Origin of the sequence: Kitasatospora sp. NPDC101155 (genome assembly GCF_044768305.1) — a bacterium.
GTDB lineage: Bacteria > Actinomycetota > Actinomycetes > Streptomycetales > Streptomycetaceae > Kitasatospora.
Window position 1 is genome coordinate 40,456 of the sequence record NZ_JBIWPN010000037.1, and the last position, 18,678, is coordinate 59,133.

The window sequence follows — 18,678 nt, forward strand, 5'->3', positions numbered from 1 at the left end:
AGACGTGGGAAGCGTCGCGAACCCGGAGCTCCGGGTGGGCGGCAGGACGATCGACCTCGCCGCCCGGCTCGCCCGGCGCGCGATCCCGCGCCGGGCGGGCGCGGACGCCGCGCTCTCGCCGATCCAGCGCGGGGTGTGGGCGGCGGGGCAGCTGGCCGCCGACGAGGGCCTCTACGTCATGACCGAACTGTCGTGGCTGCGTGGAGCGTTGGACCATGAGGCCCTCCGGCAGGCCTTCGCGGACCTCGCGCGGCGGCACGAGACGCTGCGGACGACCTTCGCGGGCGAGGACCCGCCGCGTCAGTCGGTCGCCCCAGAGGCCGCGGCCGCGGTCGACTTCGAGGTCATCGACCTGAGCGCCGACGGCGCAGCGGCCCGTGAGCACGCGGTGTCGGCGCTGACCCACGAGGGCGCCCGTCCGTTCGACCTCGCCGACGGGCCACTGTGGCGGGTCCGGCTGGCCCGCACGGCGCCGGACGAGCACCTGCTCCTGCTGGCCGTGCACCACCTGATCGGTGACGAGTGGTCACTCGGTGTCCTGCACCGGGAGCTCGACGCCTGCTACACGGCCCGGGTGTCCGGCGCCCCGGTCGAACTCCCGGCGCTGCCCGTCCAGTACGGCGACTACGCCGAGTGGCAGACGGCCCGCTTCGACTCCGAGCCCGGCCAGCGCGATCTCGGGTACTGGCGCGAGGCGCTCGCGGACATCCCCCACGTGCTGGAGCTGCCCACCGACCGGCCGCGTACCTCGGCCCGCTCGCCCAGGGGCCACCGCGCGCAGTGGTCGATGTCCGCCGAGCAGAGCCGGCGCTTCCGCGATCTGGCCTCCGCCACGGGCGCCACGCCGTTCACCGCGATGGTCGCGCTGTTCGCCACCGTCCTGAGCCGGCACTCCGGGCAGTCGGATCTGGTGATCGGCGCCGCGGTCTCCGGCCGCCGGCGCACCGAGACCGAGGGGCTGGTCGGCCTGTTCGCCAACCTGGTGCCGATCCCGGTCCGGCTCGGCACGGCCTCGACCGTCGAGGAGGCGGTGCGGCACACGGCGAAGGCCTTCCTCGGCACCCTGGACCATCAGGACATCACGCTGGAACGCATCGTCTCCGAGCTGGGCGTGCCCCGCGGCGGCTCGCGGATGCCGCTGTGCCAGGCGGTCGCGGACTGGGTGGACACCGAGGCCGGCGGCTGGTCGCTGGCGGAGGTCACGGCCGAGTCGGTGCCCACCGCCGACCTCGGCTCGGTGAAGAACGACCTGATGCTCGTCGGCGTCGGCCGGGGCCCGGTGATCGAGTTCGAACTGATCGGGGAATCCGGGCTGTTCGAACCGGCGACGGTGGGAGTCCTGATGGACCACTTCCGCCAGGCCGTCGAGCAGGCCGTCGCCGACCCCACGGCCGCGCCGGCCGAGCTCCGGCTGGATTCGTCCGCCGAAGCCGATCGGATCACCGCGTGGACGGGGTCGGTGCACTGGGACCTGTCGGCCGGGACCATCGGCGAGCTGTTCTCCGACGCCGCGGCGCGGCACCCGGACGCCGTCGCCCTGACCGGGGTCGGCGGCACCCTCACCTACGGCGAGCTCGACGCGCTGACGAACCGGCTGGCGCGGGTGCTGCGCGGCCACGGGGTGACCGCGGACTCCGTCGTCGGGATCGCGGTTCCGCGATCAGTGCAGATGGTGGTCGCGCTGCTCGCGGCCCTGAAGGCCGGCGGCGCCTACCTCTACCTGGACCCGGCCGGACCGGCCGAGCGGGCCGCTGCCTACGCCGCGGGCAGCGGGGCCGAGGTCGTCGTGACCACGACCGAGGCGCTGGCCGGGCTCGGCCAGGCCGCGCAGGGCCGCACCGTCATCGTGCTCGATGCGGTCCGGGCCGCGATCGCCGCGGAATCCGCCGAGGCGTTGACCACGGCCGTGCACCCGGACTCCCTCGCCTACGTCAGCTTCACCTCGGGTTCGACCGGATTCCCGAAGTGTGTCGGTATCACGCATCGCAACATCCTGCGGCTGGCCTATCTGCCCGACTACCTGGCCCACGGCCGGGACGAGACGTTCCTCCAGCTCGCGCCGCTCAGCTTCGACATCTCCTCCATCGAACTGTGGACGAGCCTGTTGCAGGGCGGGCGGCTCGTGATGCCGAGGGCCGGGCAGCTGGACATCCCCGAGATCGCGGCGCTGCTCCGTGAGCACACGGTGACCAGCCTGGTCACCACCACCGCGCTGTTCAACCAATTCGTCGAACACGACCTCCACGGGCTCACCGGTCTTCGGCAGATCGTGATCGGCGGCGATGTGGCCCTGCCCAGCGCGTTCGCGGCATCGCTCGCCGATCCCGCGACCCGCGGTGTGACGCTGGTCCACTGTTACGGCCCGACCGAGAACACCGGTACGACGACCAGCGCCGTCATCAAGGACGCCCTCACCGCGCGGATGCCGATCGGCGGCCCCATCGCCGGGACCTCGGTGTACGTGGTGGACGAGAACCTCGACCCGGTGCCGGTCGGCGTGGTCGGCCAGCTGTGCACCGGCGGCGCGGGGGTGTCCCGCGGGTACCTGAACGACCCGGGCCTGACGGCGGCCCGCTTCGTCCCGGACCCGTTCAGCCCGGTACCCGGCGCGCGGATGTACTGCACCGGCGACGCGGTGAGGTGGCGCGCCGACGGACAGCTGGACTTCGTCGGCCGGATCGACCGACAGGTCAAGATCCGCGGCTTCCGGATCGAACCCGGCGAGGTCGAGGCGCGGTTGATCGCGCATCCGGACATCGCCGAAGCGGTCGTGGTCGCCCACGCCGACGACGGCCACAAACGTCTGGTCGCCTACCTCGTCCTGCGCGACGGCGCCGAGGTGCCGGTGTCGGTGCTGCGCGCCCACGTCGGACAGGCACTGCCGGAGTACATGGTCCCGCAGGCCTTCGTACCGATCGACCGGATCCCGCTCACCACCAACGGCAAGGTCGACCGCAAGGCCCTGCCGGCACCCGCCCCGGCGGAGGAAGCCGGCGCGGACCGTCCCCGCCGAGCCCCGCGGACGCGGACCGAGCAGGTCCTCGCCGAGGCCTGGCGCCAGGTCCTCGGGCTGACCGAGGTCGGGATCGACGACAACTTCTTCGAACTCGGCGGCGACTCCATCATGGCCATCCGGGTCGCCTCCAAGGTCCGCCAGGCCGGAGTGACCCTCACCTCCGGCGACGTCTTCGACCACCAGACCATCGCCGAACTCGCCCGGGCCGCCGCGGCCGGCGCCGTGCCGGTGCGGGCGCAGCAGGGACCGGTGACCGGCGACGTCCCGCTCACCCCGATCCAGCACTGGTTCCTCCGAACCCACGGCCCCGAAAGCCACTTCAACCAGTCGGTGCGGCTGGAGTGCGCCGAGCAGCTGGACTCGACCCTGCTGAGCGACGCCCTGTCCGCGCTGGTCGGGCACCACGACGCGCTGCGGCTGCGGTTGGAGGAACGCGAGGGCCGCTGGCACCAGTACCTCGCGCCGCTCGACGACACCGACCTCCTCGACATCGTCGAGGGCGCCGGCCTGACCGCCGACGAGGCGGAGCGGGCGCTGCTGGCCGCCGCCGAAGCCGCCCAGGCGTCCTTCGACCTCGCCGCCGGACCGCTGCTGCGCGCGGTCCTGCTCGAAGCGGACGAAGGCCCCGACCAGCTGGTGCTGGTCGTCCACCACCTCGCGGTGGACACCGTGTCCTGGGACATCCTGCTGCAGCACCTCGGGCTGGTCTACGGCCAGCTCGAAGCCGGCCGGCAGCCGAGCCTTCCCGCCAAGACGACCTCGTTCCAGGCCTGGGCGGGCGCGCTCGCCGCCCACGCCCGGTCCGAGGAGTTCGCCCCGGCGGCGGAGCACTGGCGCGCGCTCGGCACCGTCCACGCGGGCGAACTGCCGCGCGGCGACGGCGCCGACGGCAACACGGCCGCCGATGCGCGGACCGTCTCCGGCACCCTGGACGCGGCGGCCACGGAGGCGCTCGTGCGCCGATCGGCGGCGGTCCACCGTACCGACATCAAGTCCGTGCTGATGACCGTCCTCGCCAGGACCCTGGCGGACTGGACGGGCAGGCGGGAGTTCCGGATCGACACCGAGGGCCACGGCCGCGACGCCCTGGGCACCGGGCTCGACGTGTCGGCCACCGTCGGGTGGTTCACCGCGGTCTACCCGGTGCACGTGCGCCTGCCGGAGGGGGACGACCCGGTCGCCCAGCTGCTGGACGTCCACCGCCAGCTCTCCGGACAGCCCGTCGGCGCCGGCTACGGGATGACCAGGTACCTGCGCGACGAGTCCACACCGTGGACCGCGTCGGACCTCTGCTTCAACTACCACGGGCAGCTCGGCTCGGGCTCGGAGGACGGCCTGCTCCGGCGCGTCGGGGGCGAGCGCGGCGCGGAGTTCGCGCCCGGCCTCCCCCGGCCCTACCGCTTCGAGGTGACGGCGCTCGTCGCGGACGGCGAGCTGCGGCTGCACTGGGGCTACCCGGGCCGCGCGTGGGAGGCGTCCGCCATCCAGGAGCTGGTCGACCGGTTCCTCGGACACGCCCGCACCCTGGCGATGAGCTGCGGGCCCGACGCCGACCCGGTGCGGGAGGAATCGCCGTGACACCGCCCCGGACGCCGGACGCCCCGGCCGACGCTCACGAAGGGACCATCATGAACCTCGTCCGGCTGTCCAGGAGTCAGCAGCAGCTGTGGTTCGCCGAGCAACTCGGCGCGCACCCGGCCGGCTACCTCGTTCCGCTGCCGCTCCGGCTGTCGGGACCGCTCGACGTCGGCGCGCTGCGGTCGGCGCTGACGGCCCTGGTCGCACGGCACGAGCTGCTGCGGACCTCGTTCCGGCTCGTCGACGGCGAGCCGTGCGGCGTCGTACGGCCGGCCGAGCGGTTCGGTCTGTGCGTCGAGGACGCGCCGGAACGCATGAGCATCGAGGAGCACGTGCTCGCCGAGGCGACGGCACCGCTGGACATCGCCGAGGAGCTGCCGATCCGCGCCCGGCTCGTCCGCCTGGCCGACGAACTCCACCTGCTGTTCGTCACCGTCCACCACCTGGCCTTCGACGACTGGTCGCGCAACGTCCTCTACACCGAACTGGCCGAGCTCTACAACGCCGCCGTCACGGGCCGCGCGGCGGACCTGGCCCCGCTGGAGATCACGTACGCGCGGTTCGCGGCGGAGCAGGAGGAGCGAGCCCTGGACGGGAGCGCCTCGGAACACCTCGACTACTGGCGCGAGCAGCTCGCCGGCCTCGACCCGTTCGAGCTGCTCCCCGAGCTGCCGCGGCCCGCGCACCGCTCCGGGGCCGGGGACGTCACCGGCTTCGTGATCCCGCGCCCCGAGGCCGAGCGGCTCGCCGCACTCGGCCGGTCCGTGGGCGCCACGCCCGCCATGGTGCTGTTCGCGGCGTGTCAGGTCGTGCTGCGGCAGTACACCGGCCGCGACGACGTGACCGTGGGCACCGCCGCCGCGGCGCGGGACGCGGCTGAGACGACCTCGATGATCGGCCCGCTCCTCACCATGCTGGTGCTGCGCGGCGACACCTCCGGCGATCCGACCTTCGCCGAATCGGTCGAGCGGATGCGGGACCTGGTGCTCGACGCCTTCGAACACGCGGAGGCTCCGTTCCCACTGCTCGTCGAGGAGCTCGCCCCCGAACGCGACCCCTCCCGCACCCCGCTGTTCCAGATCATCGTCGGCTACGGCAGCGGGCGCCGCGGCGCGCCCGACCTGGCGGGGCTGACCGTCACCGAACTGCCGGTGCCGGGTGTGGGTTCCAAGTACGACCTCGGCATCTGGTTCGACCACCTGGCGGACGGCGCGATGGCGGTGGACGTCGCCTGGGACGTCAGCCTGTACCGGCCCGAGACGATGCGCCGGTTCGCGGCGCAGCTGGAGGCCGTGCTCGCCCAGGTCGCCGAGGACGGCCGGCGTCGGATCGGCGAGCTGTCCCTGGCCCCCGGGGCCGGACGGGCCCTGGCCCGGTTCTCGGCGGGACCCGACCGGCCCACGTCCGAGACCGCGCTGCACGAGCGCTTCGCCGTCCAGGCCGGGATAACCCCTGAGGCCGCCGCGCTGGTGCTGCCGGACGGCACGGCGACCAGCTACGCCGAGCTGAACCGGCAGGCCAACCGGATCGCGCACCGGCTGCGCGCGGCGGGTGTCGGCCCGGAGACGCTGGTGGGTGTCCGGGCGGAGCGCTCGTTGGAGCTGGTGGCCGCCCTGTACGGCGTCCTCAAGGCCGGGGGCGCCTACGTCCCCCTCGACCCCGAGCATCCGCTGGACCGCCTCGCCGACCTCATCGAGGACACGGCCCTGCCGGTGATCCTGACCCAGGGGCGGATCGCCGGAACGCTCCCGGCCACGGAGGCACTGGTCCTCGACCTCGACGATCCGGCGCAGTGGACCGACTGGCCGGACACCGACCCGGCCGTACCCGGCGACCTCGACAACGCCGCCTACACCATCTCCACCTCGGGCTCGACCGGGCGCCCCAAGAGCGTCGTTCTCTCCCACCGCAACGCGGTCGAGCGGCTGGACTGGTTGCAGGCGAGGTACCCGCTCCGGCCCGAGGACGCCTTCCTGCAACGGTCCTCGCTGAGCTTCGACGCCTCGGTCCTGGAGTTCTTCTGGCCGCTGACCGTCGGCGCGCGCCTGGTCCTGCCCACCCGCGACGGCCACCGGGACACCGGCTACCTGCGCGATCTGATCCGGACCGAGCGCGTCACCGCTGGCCAGTTCGTGCCGTCCATGCTGAGCGTTCTGCTCAGCGAGCGCGACATCGAGGAGTGCACGACGCTGCGGCTCGTCGTGGCCTGCGGCGAGGAGGTGCCCGTCGCCACGGCGCAGGAGCTGTTGCGCAAACTCCCGGGCTGCGAGCTGTACAACGGCTACGGCCCGACCGAGGCCACGGTCTGCGTGAACTGGTGGCAGTGCACGCCCGACACGCTGGCCGGCCTCAGCACGGTGCCGCTCGGGACGCCGTTCGGCAACACCGCCACCCACATCCTGGACGCCGACCTGCGGGTCGTTCCGCCGGGCGCCGTGGGCGAGTTGTTCATCGGCGGCACGGGCGTGGCCCGCGGCTACCTGAACCGCCCCGGTCTGACCGCCGAACGGTTCGTCCCCGACCCCTTCTCCGCCCACCCCGGCGCCCGGCTGTACCGCACCGGGGACCTGGTGCGGCTGCGCCCCGACGGCGAGAGCCTGGACTTCCTCGGACGGGCCGACCAGCAGGTGAAGGTCCGTGGCTTCCGCATCGAACTCGGCGAGATCGACGCGACCCTGTGCGCCCACCCCGACGTCCGGGAATGCGCGACGGCGGTCACGGCGCTACCGCCCGGCGACTCCAGGCTCGTCGCGTACGTGGTGGCCGCAGAGGGCGCGCTACCGGAGCCGGACGCGCTGCGGGCCTTCGCGGAGCGGCGCCTGCCGGCCCACGCCGTGCCGAGCGCGGTCCTCGTCGTGCCCGAGCTGCCCAGGACGGCCAGCGGCAAGCTCAACCGGGCGGCGCTGCCCGTGCCGGAGCTGTCGACGCCCGGCGAGGCGGGTGGCGCGGCGGGTGACGGCGAACCGCGGAGCGCCTTGGAGGAATGGCTCTGCGAGGTGTGGCGGGAGGTACTCGGGATCCCGCACGTCGGGATCCACGACAGCTTCTTCGGCCTCGGCGGCCATTCGCTGCTCGCGATGCGTACCGTGAACCGGATCCGGGACGACCTCGCCCTGGACTTCCCGATGAGCCTGCTGTTCGAGTGCCCGACGGTGGCCGCCATGGCACCCAGGCTGGAGGAGTTCCTGCTCGCCGACGAGCCCGCTGACGAGCTCGCTGACGAACTCGTCGACGGGGCAGAGGCGCACTGATGAGTGACCTGCCCCGGGGCCGCCGCACGGGACTGTCAGGCCACCGGGACTTCCGCTCGCTCTGGATCGCCGACACGGTCAGCCAGTTCGGGGTGCAGGTGTCCGTGCTGGCGATGCCGCTGGTGGCCGTGCTGTATCTGGGCTCCGGACCACAGGCGGTGGGGCTGCTGATCGCGATGGAGTTCCTGGGGTCCTTGCTGATCGGGCTGCCGGCCGGGGTGTGGTGCGATCGCGCCCGGCGACGCCCGATCATGGTCTGCGCCGACCTGGTGCGCGCCGTGCTGCTGGCCTCGGTGCCGATCGCGGCCTGGTACGGTGCGCTGACGATCTGGCAACTCTACGCCGTGGCGCTGGCCCAGGGCTTCGCGACGGTCTTCTTCGACGTCGCGTACCAGAGCTATCTGCCCACCCTGATCGACCCCGGCCAGCTGGTCGAAGGAAACACCAAGCTGCAGGCCAGCGCCTCGGTCGCGCAGATGGCCGGGCCGTCGGTGGCCGGTGTGCTGGTCCAGGTGCTCACCGCACCGGCGGCGATCATGGCGAACGCGGTGAGCTTCGGCCTGTCGGGCCTGCTCATCGCGAACATCCGGCAGGCCGAGCCCGCACCGTCCCGTCCGGAGAAGCCGAGGCTGCTGCGGGAGGTCGGCGAGGGCGTGCGGCTGGTACTGCGCGATCCGATCCTGCGCGCGATCGCCGCGGCCACCGCCGTGGTCAACCTGTTCATGGCGGTGTTCGCGGCGGTCATCACCGAGTTCCTGGCCCGCGATCTGGGACTGTCCGCCGGACTCATCGGCGTGCTGATGACGGCGGGCAGCGCCGGCGGCCTCGCCGGCGCGTTCGCCGCGCCCGGCCTGATCCGACGGGTCGGCCACGCCCGCGGGGTGTGGCTGCCGCTGGTCGTCGGCGTACCGCTCGGGCTCCTCGTCCCCCTGACCCGCGACGGAACCGGGCTCATCGCGTTCGTGGTCGGGTGGTTCGGCTGCTCGTTCGCGATCGTGGGCTACAACATCGCCCAGGTGAGCCTGCGCCAAACGCTCTGCCCGCCCGGGGCACTGGGTCGGATGACCGCCACCATGCGCTTCCTGACCTGGGGGGTCATGCCCCTGGGCGCGCTGCTGGGCGGAGCACTCGGCGCCGGCCTCGGAGCCCGCCCGACGCTCTGGACGGCTCAACTCGGCGAGCTCCTGGTACCACTGATCCTGCTCGCCTCCCCGCTGCGGCGGATCCGCGACCTGCCTGTCGCCGAGCAGAAGCCGGACCCCTCCGGCGACTTGGCGCCGGCCGCCGCGAACTCAGGCGCACGGCACGGTGGTTAGGGGTGCGCGGGGCGGCAAGACTGGCCGCCCCGCGCTGCTCCGCCGGGTGGTCATGCCACTGGCCACCCTCCTCTTCCGGCCGCGGGTGCGGTTCCCGGAGCTCTGCCGCAGCCCCGACGGTTACCTGCGCCACCTTCGCACGTACCTGGCGAAGGCCTCAGCGCCGGACGGCCGTTCGCCGCTGGAACCCCACGGGCCCAGGAATTCCCTGGGCCCGCGCACTCTCAGAGGTTCCCAGCAGCGGTCGGACGATCAGCGCACCGGCAGCGTCAGCTCGGCCGGGTCGGCCGTGGTCGAGCTGAAGGCCATCCGGGCGCCGAACGGAGTCTCCCCGCCGTACAGGGCGTCCCGGGTGCCGAGCACCAGCGCCAGGCGGTGGCCCGCCGGCAGGTCGTAGGCGGTGGCGAAGAGCGAGACGTCCAGTGGGAACGGCTGCCCCGGCGTCCGCCCGGACCAGCTTTGCGGCGCGTGCGAGATCAGCCGGCCGACGCCGAGCGCGTCCACGTCGTAGAGGTAGGCGACGACCGTGCCCTGCGACGCCGTCGCGGTGACCGTGGTGTGCACCCGGGCGACGCCGCGCAGCGACAGGCCCTGCGGGTAGGGCTGAGACTGTCGGACGACGGCGGCCGAGCGGGCCAGCAGTGGCACGACCACGGTCGGTGGCTGGTGCACCGCCTGGTCGACGAGCCCGGACAGCAGGGCTACGCCGCCGCTCGCGCCGGAGGGGGTGTCGCCGAGCACGGTGGTCCGCCAGTTCGCGGAGGCCGGATCGCCGGAGGTGTCGGCACCGAGGGTGTCGGAGCCGAGCACGAGGTGTTCGGTGCGGGAGCTGACGGACTGCCAGTCGGCGTGGCTCTCGTGCGCGCCGGAGGGGCGGACCTCAAGATTGACCGGCTGCGTTCGGGTGTCCGGGGCCGGGGCGCCCTTGACGTACTGGTCGAGCCACGAACGCGCATTGTCCCAGGTGGCGTTGTCCAGTCCGAGCAGTCCGGTGAACTCCTGGCTCGCGTGGTCACCCGGGCGCAGTTCGAGGCGCTTGGGCACGGTCAGCCGCCGGTAGAAGTCGGTGACCTGGCTGGGGTTGAAGAAACTGTCGCCCCAGGCGTTGGCCATCAGGACGGCGGTGCCGTTCGCGTTGATCCGGTCCAGGTAGCGGGCCGGGGAGCGGGTGTCCGCCCAGCCGATGACCTCGGGCAGGTCGCGGTCGGCGAAGAGGTCGTCCAGTACCCGCGCGAACTCGGGGCTCTTGCGGCCGGTCGGGGCCTGGATGCCGGCGAGCACGGCCGCGGCCTGCAGGTGCCGGGTCTGCCCGCTGTAGAGCGAGTCGGTGAGGTCGGCCCAGCCACTGAGAGAGGCGACGGCCTTGATCCGCGGATCGAAGGCGGCGCCGAGCAGGGTCAGACCGCCGCCCAGCGAGAGCCCCACCATGCCGACCCGGTCCGGGTCTGCATGGGTGTGCGCGAGCGCCCAGTCGATCACCGTGGAGATGTCCGCGACGTCCTTGGGCCCGGCGACGTCGACCTCCCCGCCGGAGCCCCAGAAACCCCGCACCGTGTAGGTGACGACGACGTACCCGTCGGCGGCGAGCGCACGGCCCTGGGCCACGTACTCCAGGTCGTTCTGCCCCCAGCTGGCCGGCTGCACCACCAACGGGTAGCGCCCCTGCGGATCGGCCCCCGGCGTCCCGGGGGCCGGCGTGAACACGTCGGCCTTGAGGACGACGCCGTCCTTCATCGGCACGTCGGCCAGGCGGAACGACCCGACACCCACCGCGGCCGCGGGCAGCGGGTCCGCGACGGCGGGCTGGGCGACGACGGCACCGCCAAGGGCGAGCGTCGCCACGAGGACGGCACTCGCCGTCCGGCGTCCACGGCTGGTGGTGGGTCGTTCCATCACGTGCTCCATCTGTGCTCGAACCGATCGACTGCCGGAGCGTAGCGATCTGACGAAGCTTCAGGGGAGGTGTTGATCAGCCAAATTACCAGCCAGTAACGCCAGTGCCCTCGCGGGGAGCAGCGCGACCCTTGAGCAGGGCCACCCTCCGTGCGTCCTGAGGTCCGTGGTGGTCGTGGCGCCGGTGGTCACGCGCTCGGCGCGGAAGGTGATGGCGCCGGGCGGGACATCGGCGGCCTGGCGGGGCCGGGGCTTTCGGAGTAACGGCGACAGGGCCCGTGCCACGCGGGTTGCGCGGGCACGGGCCCTGTCGGGGTCATCCTGGTGGTCCCTGTCCGATCCCCAGGGTGCGGGGGGTCAAGGTCGCCGGTGTTCCTGGGGGTTGGCTTAGTACCAGTGGTGGTTCTGCCAGAAGGCCCAGGCGGCGCTGGGGCTGCCGTAGCGGGTGTTCATGTAGTCCAGGGCCCACTTGATCTGGGTGCGCGGGTTGGTCTTCCAGTCGGCGCCGGCGGAGGCCATCTTGGAGGCGGGCAGGGCCTGGCCGAGGCCGTAGGAGCCGGAGCTGGGGTTGGTCGCGGTGACGTTCCAGCCGGACTCGTGGGAGATGATCTGGCTGAAGGAGGCGAGCTGGTCGGCCGGCACCATCTTGGCGGCGATGGCCTGGGGGGAGGCGTCGGCGGCGGAGGCGACGGCGGGGACCACGGCGGCACCCAGGGCGGTCAGTCCGGCGGTGCCGGCGAGGATCGCGGCGGAGGTGCGCATACGCAGCTTGAACGTGGGCATGTAGACCTGGACCTCAATCGGGTTGGGCCGCGTCGTGCCCCGTGGGGGGACCGTGGCCGGACAGGGGCCGAGCGGTCGCGGGGTGCGACGTGGCGGTGAGCCGTTCACCGGAGGGACAGGGGCCGGTGGGGCTTGTTGCAGCAATTGTTGCCAGGTCGGATCGGCTTTCGACAAGACCCCGTTGTTACGATCCGCTGTCGTAGACCACGGGTTCGCCGGGGTCGGCATCCGGGGCGGGCTGCGTGGCCAGCACGGCGCTGAGCCGGGAAAATGCCGCAGTCAGAGGTCGCGAGTGGTGCCGGGGGTGGCTACTATCGCGGGTCGTCGAGCGTTTCGGGTGTGAGCGGGCTCACGGTTTATGTCAGGGTTTGCCCGTTTTGTCCGTCACTGGTTGAGTCGTCACCCGTGCTCTGGGTACAGGCGATCTTCCCGGGCTGAGGCCCACGTCACACGCGGATGCACGCCCGCACACACGGTCAGCGCCATCAGAGCCCGCATGGATCGCCGCCCCGGCTGGCCGACAGTCCGACGGAGCCGGCGGCCCCCTACAGGCCGGCGTAGAGCCTGAGGACGTCCCGGTCGAAGAGCGAGGCGTACGAGTAGAAGACCTCCCGCCCGCCCTTCGCGTAGCCGCCGAGGGTGCCGATCACGTCGTGCGTGCCGTCGGGGACCCACGGGCTGCCACTGGTGCCGATCTCGTAGCCGTCGCACGCGAAGCCGAGCTGGTACTTGAGCGGGTGGTCGGGGGCGTTGTGGCAGGTGATCGGGTGGCCGCCGTTCGGGCCCTTGGTCGGGTAGCCGGTGACCGTGACGCTCTTCGGCAGCGGTAGGGAGGCGCGCAGGGTGAGCCCGCCGGTGCGGCTCTCGACGTCGCCCTTGACCAGCACGAGCGCGAAGTCCAGGTCGGGGTCGTGCGACTTCGCCCAGCCGGCCGGGACAGCGACCTTCGTGCCGGCGTAGGTGCCGAAGGGCAGCTGGCCGCCGTCGTACTGCGGCGCGAAGACGATGTCGGTGAACGCGGCGGTGCCGTACACGCAGTGGGCGGCCGTCAGGATCGCATTGCCGCCGTTCGCGCGGTGCACGACGCTCGCGGTGCAGGCGTGGCGCCCGGGAACACCCGGGGTGACGGAGAACAGCCGGCCGACCATCGGCAGCCCGGCGGAGCGTGTCGCCTGCGGGGTGCCGGGCGGCGGCGTGGCCGCGGCGTCCGGGGTTCCTGCGGCGGCCGCTCCCTGCGGGGCCGGGGTGGTGGGCCAGTCGTCGTCCGCCTCGGCCATGCGCTCCGGGGTCCAGTAGGCGGCAGCGGCGTCGGTGTCGGTCGGCGCGAGCTCGGTCACCACGCCGGGCGCGCCGGCCGCGGGGTCACCGGTCCCGGGGGACTCGGTGGCGAGCGCCGTGCCCGTCACAGCCGCGACGAGCGCGGCGGCGACCGCGGTGGACGCGAGCGCCCGCCGGAGCCGACGGCCAGTGGTGGGTACGCGATGCTTGCTGCGCCTGCTGTGTTCCATCGGTCCTGAAGCCCCCGTTCGACGATCTCGCACTGACATGCGAATCGGCGCGCAGCTTACTGCAGGGCCCCGTGCTGAATGATCATCAGGTCGTGGGCTCGGCGGCCTCGTGATCGTCCTGGGGTCCGTTTCAGAGCATGACGAGTGCGGCCCGGCCCGTCCGGGCTCCGGGCGACTCGTAAGGCGAGCCCGATGGATCGGTGCCGCCCCGCCCGGACAGCCCTGAGGCGACTGGCCGGCACCCGCGACCGGCCGAACCATGAAGGCATGACCATCACCCTCATCACCGGAGCGAACAAGGGTCTCGGCCGCGAGACCGCCCGCCGCCTCATCGAGCTCGGCCACACCGTGCTCGTCGGGTCTTGAGTCCACATCCCTGGAGGGAGAACTGCGCCCCCTTCACCTCTGCCGCCTGGAGGAGCGACGCCGGCGGCCCCTCTGACACCGTGCCTATGCGGGCGCGGCGGGCTCCGAGGCGGGCTCAGCGGGCGCAGCGGGCGCAGCGCTTTCAGTCGGCGCGCGGTCCGCAGCGGAGGCGTTGTACTCGGCGAGCGTCTCCCGGGTGAAGCCGAAGAAGTACGTCGCCAGGAAGCCCACGACGTAGCCGGTCAGCAGCCCACCGGCGTAGACGGCGGCGTTCGCCGCCATCCCGTGCGGGCCGGCCAGCAGGGGGAACAGCGCCCAGCCGGAGGGGCCGATGGCCGTCGAGCCGACCGCGCCGCCGAGCTGGCCGGCCACGCCGACGAAGGCGCCCCCGGCCGCGCCGCCCACGCAGGCGGTGACGAACGGACGCCCCAGCGGCAGGGTGACCCCGTAGACCAGGGGCTCGCCGACCCCCAGCAGGCCCGCCGGGAGCGCGGACCTGATGACGGCCCGGATGGAGGCGTTGTGGCGCAGCCTCAGGTAGACGGCCGCGGCGCAGCCGACCTGCCCGGCGCCGGCCATGGCGAGGATCGGCAGCAGGACGGTGGAGCCCTGCTGCTGGATCAGGGTGGTGTGGATCGGGATCAGCGCCTGGTGCAGGCCCAGCATGACCAGCGGCAGGAAGAGGCCGCCGAGCACGAGCCCGGCGAGCAGGCCGCCGTGGGCGAGCAGCCAGGTGGCGGTGTGGCCGATGGCGGTGGACACCTCCCCCGCGACGAACATCAGGCCGAACAGGGCGGCCAGGCCACCGAACAGGACGGTGACCGTGGGGGTGACCAGGACGTCCAGGGCGGCGGGCAGGATCCGCCGGGTCCACCGTTCGATCTGGACCGCCAGCAGTGCGGCGAGCAGCGCCCCGACCACCCCGCCCTGCCCGGGGGTGAGGTGCTGGCCGAACGCCTCCACCTTGGCGACGCCCGCGTAGACGATCACACTGGCCACGGCCCCGCCCAGCACGGGCGTGCCGCCGAACTCCTTCGCGGTGTTGTAGCCGACGAAGACGGCGAGCAGGGACATGAACCCCGAGGAGACCGGCCCCAGGGCCGCGACCAGCGACGGCGCCCAGCCGAGGTTGGCGAGGGCGCCGGAGAGGGCGGCGACGATCCCGCAGCCGATCAGGGCGGGGATCAGCGGGACGAAGATGTCGGCGATCCGACGCAGGGCCCGTTTCACCGGGGTCGCGTTGCGCACCCGGGCCTGCGCCCGGATCCGGGCGCCGCGCCCGGCGAGGTCCTCGGCGGTGGGGGTGTTCCCGCCTCCGGGCGGGCTGCCGGGGTCCAGGAGCCGGCGCAGCTGGGTGGTGACCCCGGCGACGACGCCGGGGCCGAGGACGATCTGGTAGGTGTCGTCCTCGACGGTGCCCAGGACGGCCGGCAGCGCCCGGAGCGCCTCGTGGTCGACCAGGGAGCTGTCCGCGAGGCCCAGCCGCAGCCGGGTCATGCAGTGGGCGACCGAGCGGATGTTGGCGGCGCCGCCGACCAGCGGGAGGACCGCCTCGGCCACGGCGCGGTTCTTCTCGTCCGACATGCCAAGGGACGTACCCGGATCGCCCCGGGGCTCAACCGGCGCCGTTCGGGGCGCTCCCGACCCGAACCTGCGCCTCCGGCGGCGGCGTCCCGGTTCCGGGACGCCGTCCGTCAGCAGGCAGGCCAGCGAGGCCTGTACAGCCTCCATGTCGTCTTCTGCGTCCGGCATGGAGGAACTTTGACGTGCTCCTCCGGCTGACGCCGGAGGATTCCGGCCCGTACCGCAGAGCGCGGCACGACCACGGCTTCCTGCTTCATTGACCTGCGCCGACGCTTGCGCCGGTCCTACCGAGTCTCCACAGGCTTTCGAACCCGAAGGTTCCGCTCCCGCCCGTCCGGCGGTACCTGACGCAGTCATCCTACCGGACACCGGATCTCCTTGACGGCGATTCGGATATCCCTATCCCGCTGACGCGGGATCGGTGACCGGATTTCGGACAGATTCGGCCGTCCTCTGGTGCGCCCTTTCGCCACCACGGACCGCGAGCTAGCGTGACGGCAAGTTAGTTGTGTTTGGCACGTAAATGGCCCTCGGCCTGCCGCGGCAGGGCGTCGAGCCCGGCCCCACCACACCCGCAGGCCCACCCCACCGGCACTGCCGGCCCCACCCAGCTCCGAGAAGGGGAACCCCCTGATGGCCACTGCCGCGCAGACCCCACGCTTCACCCACCCCGCCGCCCGCGGCGCCTGCCCGTTCGCCCCGCCGCCCGCCTACCAGCAGGCCCAGCAGGAGGAACCGATCAGCCGCGTCTCCCTGTGGGACGGCTCGACCAGCTGGCTGGTCACCCGCCACGAGGACATCAAGGCGGTCCTCGCCGACTCCCGCTTCAGCGCCGACGCCACCCGGCCCGGCTTCCCCTTCATCAGCGCGGGCGCCCGGCAGCTGAGCTCCGGCCAGCCCACCTTCATCCGGATGGACGACCCGGAGCACTCCCGCCTGCGCCGGATGCTCACCGGCGAATTCATGATCAAGAAGGTCGAGGCGCTGCGCCCCGAGATCCAGCGCATCGCCGACGACCTGCTGGACCGCATGACCGAAGGACGCTCCGGCGCCGACCTGGTCCGCGAGTTCGCCCTGCCCCTGCCGTCCCTGGTCATCTGCCTGCTGCTCGGCGTCCCCTACCAGGACCACGCCTTCTTCCAGGAGTGCAGCCGCGTCCTGCTGCGCCGCGACTCCTCCGCCGAGGACGTCATCGCCGCCCAGGCCCGGCTCGCCGACTACCTGATCGAACTCACCGACAGCAAGCGCACCCAGCCCGACGACGGCATCCTCAGCCGCCTGGTGGCCCGCGGCGAACTGAGCACCGAGGAGATCGGCGCGATGGGCCGACTGCTGCTGGTCGCCGGACACGAGACCACGGCGAACATGACCGCGCTCTCCGTCCTCACCCTGCTGCGCAACCCCGACCAGCTCGCCCACCTGCGCGAGCACCCCGAGTCCGTCCCCCAGGCGGTCGAGGAGCTGCTGCGCTACCTGACCATCGTGCACTCCGGCCTGACCCGGGTCGCCGCCGAGGACGTCGAGCTGGGCGGCACCCGGATCCGCGCCGGCGAGGGCGTCGTCTGCATGATCAGCACCGCGAACCGGGACGAGCAGGAGTTCCCGGACGGCGACGAGCTCGACCTGGCCCGCGACGCGCGCCGCCACCTGGCCTTCGGCTTCGGCGTCCACCAGTGCCTGGGACAGCCCCTCGCCCGGTTGGAACTGCAGATCGCCCTGAACACCGTCCTGCGGCGACTGCCCGAACTGCGGCTGGCCGTGCCGTTCGAGGAGATCAGCTTCCGCGGCGAGATGCTCGTCTACGGCGTCCACGAGCTGCCGATCGCCTGGTGACCGGGCCCCGCCCGGCCTGACCGACCGCCCGGTGACCGGGCCCCACCGGGCCACGACCGGGCACCGAGTTCCGAGCGCTCCAACGCGCCTACCATCCACCGGAGTCAGCCCCCGCAAGGGTCCTGTCCGGCCATGTCCCGAAGGGAACACCATGCTCATCCACATCGACGAGGAGAAGTGCTGCGGCGCCGGGCACTGCGTCCTCGCCGCCCCCGACGTCTTCGACCAGCGCGACGAGGACGGCATCGTCCTCCTGCTCGACGCCGAGCCGCCCGCCGAACTCCACCAGGCCGTCCAGGACGCCGCCGCCGTCTGCCCGGCCGCGGCGATCCGCCTGGAGCGGGTGTGACCGCTCTGCGGGAGGTGGCCGTCGTCGGCGCCGGCGCGGCCGGGCTGCACGCCGCGGAAGCGCTGCGCCGGGCCGGCTACGACGGCCGCCTCACCCTGGTCGGGGCCGAGGACGAACCCCCGTACGACCGGCCGCCGTTGTCCAAGCACCTGCTGGGCGGGGAGTGGCAGCCCGACCGGCTGGCCCTGCGCGGCCCCCAGGCACTGGAGGAGCTCCGGCTCGACCTGCGCCTGGGGGTGCGGGCCGAACGCCTGGACCGCCGGGAGCGGACCGTGCTGCTGTCCGACGGCCACCGGGTGCGCTGCGAGGCCGTCATCGTGGCGACCGGGGTCCGGCCGCGCCGGCTCCCCGGCGCCGGCGCGCCGCTGCCGGGGGCCCACGTGCTGCGCACCCTCGCCGACGCCCTCGCGCTGCGCGAGGAACTGCGCGCGGGTGTACGGCTATTGGTGGTCGGCGGCGGACTGCTCGGCGCCGAGGCGGCGGCCACCGCCGTCGGGCTCGGCGCCGAGGTGACCTGGTTGGCCTCCACCGCCACTCCGCTGGCCGCCGTCCTCGGCACCGAAACGGCCGCGCTGCTGACGGACCTGCACCGCGAGCACGGGGTGCGGATCCACCAGGGCGTGGCCACCGCACTGCTCGAACGGCACGGCCGGGCCGCCGGGGTGCGCCTGGCCGACGGCTCCGAACTGGCCGCCGACGCCGTACTGATGGCCATCGGCTCCGAGCCGGCCACCGAGTGGCTCGCCGACAGCGGCGTCCCGCTGGACGACGGCGTGGTCTGCGACGCCTACTGCGCCGCCGGTCCCGGCGTCTGGGCGGCCGGCGACGCCGCCTCCTGGCCCGACCCGCGCACCGGCCGCCATCGCCGCCTCGAACAGCGCACCAACGCCACCGAGCAGGCGATGCACGCCGCCCGGAACCTGCTGGCCGGCCCGGACGGCGCCCGGCAGGCGTACGAGCCGGTCCCGTACCTGTGGACCGATCAGTACGGGCTGCGCGTCCAGGTGCTCGGCCGGCCCGGCATCGCCGAACGGTTCGAGGTGGTCGACGGCAGCCTCGCCGAACACCGCTTCGCCGCCGCCTGCGTCCGGGACGGCCTGGTCACCGGCGCGGTCGGCATCGCCTCCGCCCGGGCCCTGCGCCAACTGCGCGCCCAGGTCGCGGCGCACAGCCCGTGGCCGCCCGAGGCGGTCTGAGCCAG

The 18,678-nt window shown here is 73.3% G+C and carries 10 protein-coding genes and 1 pseudogene; 7 read left to right on the plus strand and 4 right to left on the minus strand.

The features are described 5' to 3' along the window. Nucleotides 1–4: 4 nt before the first annotated feature. From ACIRYZ_RS35235 to ACIRYZ_RS35245, 3 genes are read left to right on the plus strand one after another with little or no spacing between them, the layout of a single operon-like run. On the plus strand, nucleotides 5–4,594 hold the full coding sequence (locus ACIRYZ_RS35235) for an amino acid adenylation domain-containing protein (RefSeq protein ID WP_402952240.1): 4,590 nt from the start codon (nucleotides 5–7) through the stop codon (nucleotides 4,592–4,594). A 50-nt stretch (nucleotides 4,595–4,644) separates the two neighbouring features. Further along, on the plus strand, nucleotides 4,645–7,845 hold the full coding sequence (locus ACIRYZ_RS35240) for an amino acid adenylation domain-containing protein (protein ID WP_402952242.1): 3,201 nt from the start codon (nucleotides 4,645–4,647) through the stop codon (nucleotides 7,843–7,845). Next, nucleotides 7,845–9,161: an MFS transporter gene (locus ACIRYZ_RS35245; protein WP_402952244.1), complete on the plus strand. Its 1,317-nt coding sequence runs from the start codon at nucleotides 7,845–7,847 to the stop codon at nucleotides 9,159–9,161. Before ACIRYZ_RS35240 ends, ACIRYZ_RS35245 begins: the two co-directional genes overlap by 1 nt. Nucleotides 9,162–9,413: 252 nt before the next feature. Here ACIRYZ_RS35245 and ACIRYZ_RS35250 read toward each other — a convergent pair whose 3' ends face one another. The 3 genes from ACIRYZ_RS35250 to ACIRYZ_RS35260 form a co-directional block, all read right to left on the minus strand. After that, on the minus strand, nucleotides 9,414–11,054 hold the full coding sequence (locus tag ACIRYZ_RS35250) for a CocE/NonD family hydrolase (RefSeq protein WP_402952246.1): 1,641 nt from the start codon (nucleotides 11,052–11,054) through the stop codon (nucleotides 9,414–9,416). Nucleotides 11,055–11,441: 387 nt separating this feature from the next. Next, entirely contained in the window at nucleotides 11,442–11,837 is a 396-nt protein-coding gene (locus tag ACIRYZ_RS35255) for a transglycosylase SLT domain-containing protein (protein WP_402952247.1), read from the minus strand. Nucleotides 11,838–12,382: 545 nt separating this feature from the next. Further along, nucleotides 12,383–13,345 (minus strand): trypsin-like serine peptidase, encoded by a 963-nt coding sequence (locus ACIRYZ_RS35260; protein WP_402952249.1) that lies wholly within the window; start codon nucleotides 13,343–13,345, stop codon nucleotides 12,383–12,385. Nucleotides 13,346–13,612: 267 nt separating this feature from the next. On the opposite strand from ACIRYZ_RS35260, the pseudogene ACIRYZ_RS35265 reads away from it, so the two are divergent. Continuing rightward, nucleotides 13,613–13,708: pseudogene (locus ACIRYZ_RS35265) on the plus strand (SDR family NAD(P)-dependent oxidoreductase); the annotation flags it as partial. Between the two features lie 87 nt (nucleotides 13,709–13,795). Here the strand turns inward: ACIRYZ_RS35265 and ACIRYZ_RS35270 are convergent. Beyond that, nucleotides 13,796–15,295 (minus strand): PTS transporter subunit EIIC, encoded by a 1,500-nt coding sequence (locus ACIRYZ_RS35270; protein ID WP_402952251.1) that lies wholly within the window; start codon nucleotides 15,293–15,295, stop codon nucleotides 13,796–13,798. 633 nt (nucleotides 15,296–15,928) lie between these two features. Between ACIRYZ_RS35270 and ACIRYZ_RS35275 the strand changes: the two genes are divergently transcribed. From ACIRYZ_RS35275 to ACIRYZ_RS35285, 3 genes are all read left to right on the plus strand, one after another. Further along, a complete protein-coding gene (locus ACIRYZ_RS35275) occupies nucleotides 15,929–17,128 on the plus strand; it encodes a cytochrome P450 (RefSeq protein WP_402952253.1) in 1,200 nt (399 codons plus the stop codon). A 151-nt stretch (nucleotides 17,129–17,279) separates the two neighbouring features. Then, complete coding sequence (locus tag ACIRYZ_RS35280) at nucleotides 17,280–17,477, plus strand: ferredoxin (protein ID WP_402952255.1); 198 nt, start codon at nucleotides 17,280–17,282, stop codon at nucleotides 17,475–17,477. Further along, on the plus strand, nucleotides 17,474–18,673 hold the full coding sequence (locus tag ACIRYZ_RS35285) for an NAD(P)/FAD-dependent oxidoreductase (RefSeq protein WP_402952257.1): 1,200 nt from the start codon (nucleotides 17,474–17,476) through the stop codon (nucleotides 18,671–18,673). The genes ACIRYZ_RS35280 and ACIRYZ_RS35285 overlap by 4 nt, the downstream gene beginning before the upstream one ends. Nucleotides 18,674–18,678: the final 5 nt, after the last annotated feature.